Annotated in this window: 12 protein-coding genes and 1 rRNA gene; 3 read left to right on the forward strand and 10 right to left on the reverse strand. The window is 72.9% G+C overall.

Going from position 1 to position 11290, the window contains the following annotated elements; all coding sequences use genetic code 11:
* Positions 1–45: 45 nt before the first annotated feature.
* From ACZ6AQ_RS21780 to ACZ6AQ_RS21790, 3 genes are all read left to right on the forward strand, one after another.
* Positions 46–987, forward strand: a complete 942-nt coding sequence (locus ACZ6AQ_RS21780) for an HAD family hydrolase (RefSeq protein ID WP_468761479.1) — start codon at positions 46–48, stop codon at positions 985–987.
* Between the two features lie 489 nt (positions 988–1476).
* Positions 1477–2262, forward strand: a complete 786-nt coding sequence (locus tag ACZ6AQ_RS21785; RefSeq protein WP_388699142.1) for an ECF subfamily RNA polymerase sigma factor, BldN family — start codon at positions 1477–1479, stop codon at positions 2260–2262.
* A gap of 285 nt (positions 2263–2547) precedes the next feature.
* Positions 2548–3798 (forward strand): DUF5667 domain-containing protein, encoded by a 1251-nt coding sequence (locus tag ACZ6AQ_RS21790; RefSeq protein WP_468761481.1) that lies wholly within the window; start codon positions 2548–2550, stop codon positions 3796–3798.
* 79 nt (positions 3799–3877) lie between these two features.
* Here the strand turns inward: ACZ6AQ_RS21790 and ACZ6AQ_RS21795 are convergent, their stop codons facing one another.
* The 10 genes from ACZ6AQ_RS21795 to rrf form a co-directional block, all read right to left on the reverse strand.
* Positions 3878–4924, reverse strand: a complete 1047-nt coding sequence (locus ACZ6AQ_RS21795; RefSeq protein ID WP_468761483.1) for a lysophospholipid acyltransferase family protein — start codon at positions 4922–4924, stop codon at positions 3878–3880.
* Between the two features lie 15 nt (positions 4925–4939).
* Positions 4940–6007 carry an NAD-dependent epimerase/dehydratase family protein gene (locus ACZ6AQ_RS21800; protein ID WP_468761485.1) on the reverse strand — a complete coding sequence of 356 codons (1068 nt, stop codon included), beginning with the start codon at positions 6005–6007 and terminating at the stop codon, positions 4940–4942.
* A 149-nt stretch (positions 6008–6156) separates the two neighbouring features.
* Complete coding sequence (locus tag ACZ6AQ_RS21805) at positions 6157–6255, reverse strand: 30S ribosomal protein bS22 (RefSeq protein ID WP_003948845.1); 99 nt, start codon at positions 6253–6255, stop codon at positions 6157–6159.
* A gap of 159 nt (positions 6256–6414) precedes the next feature.
* Positions 6415–6624 carry a helix-turn-helix domain-containing protein gene (locus ACZ6AQ_RS21810; protein WP_030223786.1) on the reverse strand — a complete coding sequence of 70 codons (210 nt, stop codon included), beginning with the start codon at positions 6622–6624 and terminating at the stop codon, positions 6415–6417.
* A gap of 127 nt (positions 6625–6751) precedes the next feature.
* Positions 6752–7567, reverse strand: coding sequence for a phosphatase (locus tag ACZ6AQ_RS21815; protein WP_388699153.1), 816 nt, complete (start codon positions 7565–7567; stop codon positions 6752–6754).
* Between the two features lie 94 nt (positions 7568–7661).
* Positions 7662–7955, reverse strand: a complete 294-nt coding sequence (locus tag ACZ6AQ_RS21820) for a hypothetical protein (RefSeq protein WP_468761486.1) — start codon at positions 7953–7955, stop codon at positions 7662–7664.
* 130 nt (positions 7956–8085) lie between these two features.
* Positions 8086–9261, reverse strand: a complete 1176-nt coding sequence (locus ACZ6AQ_RS21825) for an acetoin utilization protein AcuC (protein ID WP_388699158.1) — start codon at positions 9259–9261, stop codon at positions 8086–8088.
* Positions 9230–10441 carry an MFS transporter gene (locus ACZ6AQ_RS21830; protein WP_468761488.1) on the reverse strand — a complete coding sequence of 404 codons (1212 nt, stop codon included), beginning with the start codon at positions 10439–10441 and terminating at the stop codon, positions 9230–9232. The genes ACZ6AQ_RS21825 and ACZ6AQ_RS21830 overlap by 32 nt, the downstream gene beginning before the upstream one ends.
* Positions 10442–10484: 43 nt before the next feature.
* Entirely contained in the window at positions 10485–11132 is a 648-nt protein-coding gene (locus ACZ6AQ_RS21835) for an HAD family hydrolase (protein WP_468761490.1), read from the reverse strand.
* Positions 11133–11199: 67 nt separating this feature from the next.
* Positions 11200–11290 (reverse strand): 5S ribosomal RNA (rrf, locus tag ACZ6AQ_RS21840); the annotation flags it as partial.

Raw genomic sequence — 11290 nt, forward strand, 5'->3', positions numbered from 1 at the left:
CGTCGCGGGTCGGGGAGCGCCGAACGGACTGGCTATGCTCACGGCATGGCCGCTCTGGGATGGCTCACCCCCCGCAGGCGCTCCGCCACCGCGCGCAGCGTCCTCGCAGGCGAGGCCGCTGCCGAGGCAGCGCGCGAGTCCTCGCTCCAGCTGGAACGGGAGCGGGAGGAGGCGGCGGCCGGACCCCCCGCCGAGCCGGACTTCCCGGTCGCCGGGGACGCGCGGGCGGCCGCCTTCTTCGACCTCGACAACACCGTGATGCAGGGCGCCGCGATCTTCCACTTCGGCCGCGGCCTGTACAAGCGGAAGTTCTTCCGGCGTCGCGAACTCGCCCGCTTCGCCTGGCAGCAGGCGTGGTTCCGGCTCGCCGGCGTCGAGGACCCCGAGCACATGCAGGACGCGCGCGAGAGCGCCCTGTCGATCGTCAAGGGCCACCGCGTCTCCGAGCTGATGAGCATCGGCGAGGAGATCTACGACGAGTACATGGCCGACCGCATCTGGCCCGGCACCCGCGGCCTCGCCCAGGCGCACCTGGACGCGGGGCAGAAGGTCTGGCTGGTCACCGCCGCCCCCGTCGAGACGGCCACGATCATCGCCCGCCGCCTCGGCCTGACCGGCGCGCTCGGCACGGTCGCCGAGTCCGTCGACGGCGTCTACACGGGCCGTCTGGTCGGCGAGCCCCTGCACGGCCCGGCCAAGGCCGAGGCGGTACGGGCGCTCGCCGCCGCCGAGGGCCTCGACCTGAGCCGCTGCGCCGCGTACAGCGACTCGCACAACGACATCCCGATGCTGTCGCTGGTCGGGCACCCGTACGCGATCAACCCGGACGCCAAGCTCCGCGCGTACGCGAAGGACCGGGAGTGGCGGCTGCGCGACTACCGGACCGGCCGCAAGGCCGCCAAGGTCGGCATCCCCGCCGCGGCGGGCCTGGGCGCGCTGGCCGGCGGCACCGCCGCCGCGGTCGCCCTCCACCGCCGCCGCCACTGACGCGCCCGCGCTCCCGGTCCGCGCCTCCCCGGCCGCCGCTCCCGGGTCCGCCCTTCCCGTACCGCCGCCCTCCGCCGGCCCGGGCCCCGCGCCTCCGGTGCGTTTCGCCTGTGATCACCTGCGACAGTCCCGGACCGGAGGCCCTCACCCGTCCGTGGTCGAACACCACCGCACAGATCGACTCCCCGCCATTCCGGCCCCCTTACCCAGCAGCGGCCCCGATCACTCCTCCGCTCTGCACCTGAGCACAACGCAGCGTCCGCTCAGTCAAATTCGAAAGCGGATCGATCAACTATCGGTCATTCATCGCACCTTGATTCGACTCCAAGCAGTAACGGATAAGACGGAACCGGTGATTTGAGCAACTGGGTGTAGCGCCGCCTGTACGAAGCGTTATTCTCCTCAGACGCACAAAGGACCCCTCACGTCGCCACGACGGGTGAACGGTCCCGCACTGCACGTGATGGAAGCTCTGCCTCTGGGAGTCCCGTGTACCCACACGTCGGGGTTGACGCCTCGGGCCTGGCTACGCTGCGCGCAACGGTCCTCGACCACTTGCGCGGCTTCGTCCCCACCGCGTACGCCGGCCCTGTCCCCGCCCTCGCCTTCGCCGCACCGGCACCCGTCGGGCCTTCCTACGCCCTGGCCGACGGGAGCGCCGCCGTGGGCAGACGGGGAGCCAGGTCCGGAGCCCCGACCACCGCCCGCCGCCCCGCCGCGGACAGCGACAGCGCCCGCATGATGGACCTGGTCGAACGCGCCCAGGCGGGCGAGGCCGAGGCGTTCGGCCGCCTGTACGACCAGTACAGCGACACCGTCTACCGCTACATCTACTACCGCGTCGGCGGGAAGGCGACGGCGGAGGACCTCACCAGCGAGACCTTCCTGCGGGCCCTGCGCCGGATCTCCACCTTCACCTGGCAGGGCCGCGACTTCGGCGCCTGGCTCGTCACCATCGCCCGGAACCTGGTCGCGGACCACTTCAAGTCCAGCCGCTTCCGCCTGGAGGTGACCACCGGCGAGATGCTCGACGCCAACGAGGTCGAGCGCAGCCCCGAGGACTCCGTCCTGGAGTCCCTCTCCAACGCCGCCCTCCTCGACGCGGTCCGCCGCCTCAACCCCCAGCAGCAGGAGTGCGTGACCCTGCGCTTCCTCCAGGGCCTCTCGGTCGCGGAGACCGCCCGGGTCATGGGGAAGAACGAGGGCGCGATCAAGACCCTCCAGTACCGGGCCGTCCGCACGCTGGCCCGGCTCCTCCCGGACGACGCCCGCTGACCGGTCCGCGTCCCCGCCCGCGCCCCGCCCGGCCGGTGGGCCCGTCCCCGCCCACCGGCCCCACGACCCCGCCCGACTCACACCCGGTGACGACCCGATGACGCAGTGGCCCGATCGTCTCTCGCGCGTAACCCAAGTACCGCGCCGCTCGTTGTGCGGGATGCAGGCCCCCTGTGGTCACGCCGTGCCCGCAGCCACTCACTCTTTCGTGTGGTCGCGCTCAAGGTGTGCAACCTTCCGGACACCCCAGGGGGTCGACCGTCATGACGAGAGGAGGTGCCGCCAGTGATCGCGAACGTATCGGCGCACCGGCGGGCGAACGCCTTCGCCCAGGCCCTGGAGGACCGGGCGTCCGAGGGTGCCGGGGCCGAGCAGCCCGAGCCCCCGGCCGAACCGGCCGAACCTGCCGAGCAGGGACGGCTTCTGGCCTTGGCGAACGGACTCGGTGAGCTGCCCAGGCCGCAGCTGGACCCCGAGGTCAAAGTGGTGCAGCGGGCCCAGCTGGTCGCCGCCATGGAGGCGATGCTCAAGGAGGGCGGCGCGACCGCGGGCCCTACCGTGCCGGAGCAGCGGGCGTCCACCGGCCGGGGAGCCCACCGCGCGTCCCCGCTCCGGAAGCTGCGTCCCCGTTCCCGCTGGACCAAGGGGCTCGCCGCCGGCGGCCTCACGGTCGGCGTGGCGGCGGGCGCCTTCGGCGGAGTGGCCGCTGCCAGCTCCGACGCCCTTCCCGGTGACTCGCTCTACGGGCTCAAGCGCGGGATGGAGGACATCAAGCTGGGCATGGCGGACGACGACGCGGACCGCGGCGGCCTCTACCTCGACCAGGCGTCCACCCGCCTCAGCGAGGCCCGCCGGCTCATGGAGCGCGACCGCGCGGGCGAGCTCGACCACGAGTCCGTCACCGAGATCCGCCGCGTCCTGGGCGGGATGAAGCACGACGCCACCGAGGGCCACCGCCTGCTCCGCCAGGCGTACCAGCGGGACGGCGCGATCGCCCCGATGGCCCGGCTCAACTCCTTCGCCCAGGCCCACCGGGACACCTGGAACGGCCTGCGCGACCGGCTCCCCGTCCAGCTCTCGGACGTCGGCAGCGAGGTGACCGACGTCTTCGACGCCATAGACGAAGACGTCGAACCGCTCCAGTCGGTGCTCCCCCGGCCCCCCGAGAAGGGCACGGCCGGCACCGAGGGCCCGCGCAGCACGCCCAGCGCCTCCGACAGCACCCGGGACACGGGCACCCAGCGCCCGCCGTCCGCCCACGAGACGGCGCCCCCGAACGGTTCCTCCACCGCTCCGTCCCACCCCTCGGAGCCCGGTACGGGCACCGCTCCGGGCACGGACGACCACCGCACCACTACACCGTCGCAGGACGGCGGCCTCATCGGCGGCGGCGGGCTGCTCAAGCCCTCCCCGACCGGCGCCCCGGTGTCGCCCCCGGCCGGCCGGGAGGTCCCGGACGTACCGGACGTGACCCTTCCGCCGCTCCTGCCGGACCTGCTCCCGGGCCTCGGCATCGACAGCGAGGACGCCCCCTAGGTGCTCCCCGGTGCGGAGGAGGGGCGCCCCCGCGAGGGGCGCCCCTCCTCCCGCGTTCCGGAACGAACCCCGCCGGACCTCAGAAGAACACCGACCGCCGCTGCACCAGCACCTTGTAGAGCGTGTGCTGGATCTGCTCCCGCACCTGGTCCGTCAGGTTGAACATCAGCATCGGGTCCTCCGCCGCCTCCGGGGCGTAGGAGTCCGTCGGGATCGGCTCCCCGAACTGGATCGTCCACTTCGTCGGCAGCGGCAGCATCCCGAGCGGCCCCAGCCACGGGAAGGTCGGGGTGAGCGGGAAGTACGGGAGGCCGAGCAGCCGCGCCAGCGTCCTGGCGTTCCCGACCATCGGATACGTCTCCTCCGCGCCCACGATCGAGCACGGGACGATCGGCACCCCGGCCCGCAGCGCCGTCGAGACGAACCCGCCCCGGCCGAACCGCTGGAGCTTGTACCGCTCCCCGAAGGGCTTCCCGATCCCCTTGAAGCCCTCCGGCATCACCCCGACGACCTCGCCGGCCCGCAGCAGCCGCTCCGCGTCCTCCGCGCACGCCAGGGTGTGCCCCGCCTTGCGCGCCAGTTCGCTGACGACCGGCAGCACGAAGACCAGGTCCGCGGCGAGCATCCGCAGGTGCCGCCCGGCCGGATGGTGGTCGTGGACCGCGACCTGCATCATCAGCGCGTCCAGCGGCAGCGTCCCCGAGTGGTTGGCGACGACCAGCGCCCCGCCCTTCTCCGGGATGTTCTCGACGCCCTTCACCTCCACCCGGAAGTACTTCTCGTACAGCGGGCGCAGCAGCGACATCAGGACCTGGTCGGTCAGCTCCTCGTCGTAGCCGAACTCGTCGACCTCGTACTCGCCGGTGATCCGCCGCCGCAGGAACGCGAGGCCGCCCGCGAGCCGCCGCTCCCAGCGGTCCCCGGCGCCCGGCGCGTCCGGGGCATCCGGCTCCCCCGGGCTCTCCGGGCTCTTCGCCTCCCCGGAACCCGCGATTCCGGGCCCCTCGGATGCCTGCTGCGGCCCCGGCAGGGCCCGTACGGCCGCCGTCTCGCCATCGGCCCGGGCGGGCCGCCGGCGAGCCCGGGAGCGGTCGTCGTCGAAGGGAATGACCTTGGCGTCCGCCATCGCAGTCGGGCCTCCTCAGGCGCCGTCGTGAACTGTGGAAGCTCCGGAAGGAAGAGCGGGCGCCAGGCGCCCGGCGAGCCGGTCCACCGCCCCGGCGAGCGCGGCGGGGGGCAGCAGCCCCGGCCCCCGGCTCCGCGCGAAGTCCGCGAACGCCTCCGCCGTCGTGCGGCACGGCACGAAGCCGAAGACCTCGCGCGTGTGGACCGTCGAGACGACCCTGCCGTGGGTGAGCAGCCGGATCTGCTCGGGCGCGAAGTCGGTGACCCCCACCGTGCGCAGCGCCGCGCCCACCCAGGTGACCGCCGGGAGCAGGACCGGAACCGTCGGCCGGCCGAGCCGCCGCGCGCACTGGGAGAGGAGCAGCACCCCGTCCCCGGCCACGTTGAAGGTGCCGCTGTTCTGGGTGGCCCTGCGGGGCTCGTGCGCCGCCAGCCGCAGGACGTCGATCACGTCGTCCTCGTGGACGAACTGCAGCCGCGGGTCGTGGCCGAAGACGGTGGGCAGGACCGGCAGCGCCAGGTACTCGGTCAGCGGGGAGTCGATCCGGGGACCGAGGATGTTCGCGAACCGCAGCACGCACACGGCCACGTCCGGCCGTCGCCGGGCGAAGCCCCGGACGTACCCCTCGACCTCGACGGCGTCCTTCGCGAAGCCCCCGCTCGGCAGTGCCTTCGCCGGTGTCGTCTCGGTGAAGACGGCCGGGTCGCGCGGCGCCGAACCGTAGACGCTCGTACTGGACTTCACCACCAGGCGCGCGATCCGCGGCGACTTCTGGCACGCGCCGAGCAGCTGCATGGTGCCGATGACGTTGGTCTCCTTGACCGACGTCCGCCCGCCGCCGCCGAGCGCCGTCCCGGTGACGTCCAGGTGGACCACCGTGTCGACGTCGTGCTCGACGAGGACCTTCGCGATCTCGGGCCTGCGGATGTCCACCCGCACGAACTCGGCGGCACCGAGCCGGTGCTCCGGGTGGACCGCGTCCACCGCGATCACCCGCTCCACCTCCGGGTCCCGCTGGATCCTCCGTACGAAACGGCCGCCGAGGTGCCGGGCGGCTCCGGTGACGAGCACGACCTTGCCCAAGATCAGCGCCTTCCGTCGGTCTTCCGTGGATCGCTTCCGTCGGTCGCCACCGTAGCGCCTCCGGATTCCCCCGGGACAAAAGCGTGGCCCTCCACCACAGGGGTGAAGGGCCACGCCGACGCGCCGAACGCTGCGAAGCAGCGGTCGCCTTACTTCTTGTTGCGACGCTGAACGCGCGTGCGCTTGAGCAGCTTGCGGTGCTTCTTCTTCGCCATCCGCTTGCGCCGCTTCTTGATAACAGAGCCCACGACTACCCTCGCTCACTTCTCGGAACATTCCCGCCGGGCGGGAATCGGTGCGGGGCGTCTGGGCCCACACGACCTACGTCGGCCTAGCCTACCGTCCCGAGCACCCCACTCGTAATCCGAGGGCCGTGCGGAGCTCTCCGGCGCCGCTCCGCGCGCCCGCTACGCGGTCCCCACCCCCACGAAGGACTCCCGCAGGTACTCGTGAACCGCCTGTTCCGGCACCCGGAAGGACCTGCCCACCCGGATCGCCGGCAGATGACCGCTGTGCACCAGGCGGTACACGGTCATCTTCGAGACGCGCATCACCGAGGCGACTTCCGCCACGGTCAGGAACTTGACCTCGTTGAGAGGCCGATCGCCAGCAGCCATGATCCACCTGTACCTTCCGCCGCGACGGCCACCGGCTTCCCCTCCGGTGACTCTTCGTCGTCGAGCGCTCACACTCCAGACTAGGGGCGGGTGGTACGAGTGGGGAAGAGGAGCTGCGACCGGCCGTTCACCGTGACAGACGCGCGCGTTTGAGTACATAGCGCGACAGCGGGAGGTACGAGGCGGAGCGCACGCCGTCGTCGAGGGGGACCACCGCCGACACCTGGCCCTCCGCCTCCCCGACGAACAGGGCCGGATCGTCCGTATCGGCGAGCCCGATGGCCTCGATACCGAGCTGACCTGCTCCGCAGACCCAGCCGTGGTCCCCGACCACCAGCTCCGGAAGCGGCCCGCCGGAGTCGGCCGCGCTCTCCAGGGCGGCCCTGACCGGCAGCGGCGAGTGGGAGTGCGCCCCCGGCGCGCCCCCGGCACCCGAGGGACCCGGTTCCCGTACGAGGGCGACGCCCCGCACGTAGTCCAGGACGTGGGTGCGTACGCCGAACCGGGTCGGCATGTCGACACATCGCCCCTGCGCCGGGGTGAGCACAAGGCACCCCGCCGCCGACAAGGCGTCTGCGAGGGCGGCGTAGAAACCGATCAGCCGGTGCGGGTGTCCCGTCCCCAGAAGCACCGGAACCTGCCGCTCCGCCGCCGCTCCGAGCCGCGCGGCGAAGGCGTCGAGCCCCCTCAACGTACGCTCCGGATCGATGACGTCCGGCCCCGCCCGGTGTGCGGGGTCCCCCGACACCCCGCACCTGTCGGCCATCAGCCGCAGCAGCTCGGCCTCGTCCCACCCCCGAACGGGTTCGAGACCGAGCAGCACCCGCGGATCGCGCGCGGCGAAGAGCCGGTAGCTCCGCAGGTTCTCCTCCCGCGGGGTCGCCACCGCGCCCGCCAACCCCTCCGCCAACAGATGCGCCCGCAGCGCCCCGGTACTCCGCACCCGTCCGATGCTGCCCGAACGGCCCCGCCCGGGGACGCGAACCCTCCGGACGCCCCACGGTCGGCGTAACACCCGGCGGCGCGTTCCGGACGGGTCAGCCGCCGGAATCGAGGGCGGCCAGACCCTTGGCCAGGTCCTCCCGGTTCATGACCGGCGAGTAGTGGAGCCGGGCACCGAGGATCCGGAAGAGCGGCTCGGAGATCCTCGGTATCCGGGACGGGTCGGCCATGTCGAAGAACAGGTAGGCCGTGCGGCAGCCGTCCTCGGGGGTGAAGTAGGCGGCCTCGGGACGCAGTTCCCGCAGCACGCTCTCCATGGTCTCCTGCAGGGTCCCCCGCTCGATGGCCTCGTTGGAGGCCGCGGTGTCCATCTGAACCTTCAACAGCATGCGCATGACGCGCCCTTTCCGACCGGGCGGGCGCTCCGTTCGGCACGCCCTCGACACCCGGGCGCTCTCCCTCCAGGGTCCTCCCCCTTCCGGAGCGGGGCGACCCGGCGGCGGGCGCGGGGCAGCGGTCCTACGCGAGCAGCCCCCGCAGCGGGAAGGCGGCCCTGCGGGTCGCGATCACCGCCTGGTCGAGCCGGTCCGCCGGGTCGTACCCGTCGGCCCAGTCCCGGAAGTCCACCGGCCACCGCCCGTCCGTCATCCGCGCGGGCCCCGGCTGCCGCGTCCGCGCGTACGCCTCGTCCCGCCAGGACGGGGGGATCACCGACGCGGGGTCCACGGGCGCGTGCGCCGCGATGCCCACCAGGTGCGTCCAGGAGCGCGGCACGACGTCCACCACCGCGTACCCGCCGCCGCCGAGCGCGAGCCACCTGCCTCCGGCGTGCGCGTGCGCCAGCTCGTGGCAGGCTTCCTGGACCGCCCGCTGGGCGTCGAGGGAGACCGCCAGGTGGGCCAGCGGGTCCTCGGCGTGCGTGTCCGCGCCGTGCTGCGTCACGAGCACCTGCGGCCGGAAGTCCGCGATCAGCTCGGGTACGACCGCGTGGAAGGCCCGCAGCCACCCCGCGTCCCCGGTCCCGGCCGGAAGGGCCACGTTCACGGCCCCGCCCTCGCCGGGCCCCGGCGCGCCCGTCTCCTCCGGCCACCCGGTCTGCGGGAACAGCGTCCGCGGGTGCTCGTGGAGCGAGACCGTCAGGACCCGGGGGTCCTCCCAGAACGCCGCCTGCACCCCGTCCCCGTGGTGCACGTCGACGTCCACGTACGCGACGCGCTCCGCGCCCAGTTCGAGCAGCCGGGCGATCGCGAGGGAGGCGTCGTTGTAGACGCAGAAGCCCGCCGCCGCGCCCGGCATCGCGTGGTGCAGGCCGCCGGCGAAGTTCACCGCGTGCGCGGCCTCCCCCCGCCACACGGCCTCCGCCGCCCCCACCGACTGCCCGGCGATCAGCGCCGACGCCTCGTGCATCCCGGCGAACGCCGGGTCGTCCACCGTGCCGAGCCCGTACCCCTGGTCGGCACGGCGCGGGTCGGCCGAGGCCGCGCGCACGGCCGCCACGTAGTCCTCGCGGTGGACGAGCCGCAGCGTCGAGTCTCCGGCCGGTTTCGCCGCGACCACGTCCACGGCCCGGTCGAGGCCGTAGGCCCGCACCAGCGACATCGTCAGCGCGAGGCGCACCGGGTCCATCGGGTGCCCGGGCCCGAAGTCGTACTGCGTGACAGCTTCATCCCACATCAACAGTGCGCGGCCGCTCATGCCCGTCACCGTATCGGGCCGCCCGCGAACCGAACGACGTGGCGTACGCCACCGTCACCAGGACGAGCACCATCGGCACCAGCATCGCGCCCCGGTAGCTCCACGCGTCCCCGAGCGCCCCCACGAGCGGCGAACCGACCAGGAACCCGACGTAGTTGAAGACGTTGAGCCGCGCCACGGCCGCGTCGCTGTCGCCGGGGAAGAGCCGCCCGGCGGCGGCGAAGGTCTGCGGCACGAGCACGCTCAGGCCGAGCCCGAGGACGGTGAACCCGGCGATCCCCGCCCAGGCGCCCGGCGCCGCCGCGACGATCCCGAACCCGAGCGCCGCGAGCACCGACCCGCCCCGCACGACCGCCGCGGCCCCCAGCCGGCGCACCCCGAAGTCCCCGACGGCCCGCCCGAGGAGCGTCGTCACCATGTACGCGTTGTACGGCACGGTCGCCAGCTCCTCCGAGCTGTGCAGCACGTCCTGGAGGTACTTGGCGCTCCAGTTGGAGACGGTGGAGTCCCCGATGTAGGCGAAGGTCATGACGAGGCAGAGCGGCAGCAGCAGCGCGAACCGGGCGCCGCTCCCCCGGCTCTCCTCCGTCCCCCCGGCCTCTTCCGCCCCGGGCGCGTCCCCGCCGGCCGCGTACCACCGGCCGGCGACGAGGGCGACGGGCAGCAGGACGGCCACGACCGGCAGGTAGGACGTGAACAGCGACAGGTGCCAGTGCGCCCCCGCCCAGGCCAGCGAGGCCCCCGCGATCCCGCCGAGGCTGTACGCCGCGTGGAAGCCGAGCATGATGCTCCGCCCGTACGCCCGCTGGAGGCTGACCCCCAGCATGTTCATGGAGGCGTCCAGGGCTCCGACGGCGATCCCGAAGAGACCGAGGAAGACCGCGGCCTCCCACAGCTCCGTGCCGGCGCCCACGGCGAGCAGTGCCAGCAGGACGAAGGGCTGCGACCACCGCAGTACCAGAGCCGGTCCGGCCTTGGCGACGACCTTCCCGGTCATCACGCTCGCCCCTCCGGCGAGGATCGGCACGGCCGCCAGGAAGGCGGGAAGGAGGGCGTCCGAGATCCCGTACCGGTCCTGGATCGCCGGTATTCGGGTCACGAGCAGGGCGAAGGTGACCCCCTGCACGAAGAAGCCGACCGCCAGAGAGCCCCGCCCACGCCGCAACCGCGCATCTGTCATGGCGGCACAGCGTACGGCCGGAAACTACCCCTGGGTAGACGGATCACAGTCCCAAAATCGCGGGCAGTTCGTCCATCCTCCGGAAGAACCCCCGGGCCCCGGCGAGCTTCTCCTCGGGGGTCATCGCGGTGAACCCGTACACGTCCATCCCCGCGGCCAGGGCGGCCCGCACGCCGAGTCGGCTGTCCTCGATCACGACGCACCGTCCGGGCTCGACGCCCATCCGCGCCGCGGCGTGCAGGAACAGGTCCGGTGCCGGCTTGCCCCGGCCGACGTCCTCGGAGCTGAAGGTGTTCCCGTCGTGGAACCAGGCGTCCAGTCCGGTCTTCCGGTGTCCGATCCGGATCCGCTCGTGGCTCCCCGAGGAGGCCACGCAGTACGGGACCCCGGCCCCGACGAGCCGCTTCAGCACGTCCTCGGCGCCGGGAACGGGCTCCAACCCGGCCCGGAACGCGGCGAAGACGCGCGCGTGGAAGACGTCGTCGAAGTCCTCGGGCAGCCGCTGCCCGGTCCGCTCCCCGACCAGGTCGTGGACGCGGTGCAGGGCGGACCCCATGTAGTCGCGCAGGGAGTCCTCGTACGAGGTGGGGTGCCCGAGCTCCGTCAGGTAGCCGGCCAGCAGCGTGTTGGAGATCGGCTCGCTGTCCACCAGCACACCGTCGTTGTCGAAGATCACCACGTCGTATCGCATGGACCGAGCTTAGAACGCAGAAATGCCTCAACCCCCGGACATGGTCCGGGGGTTGAGGCTAAAAATTGTTCGGCGGTGTCCTACTCTCCCACAGGGTCCCCCCTGCAGTACCATCGGCGCTGAAAGGCTTAGCTTCCGGGTTCGGAATGTAACCGGGC

Source organism: Streptomyces sp. NPDC041191, from assembly GCF_055591945.1.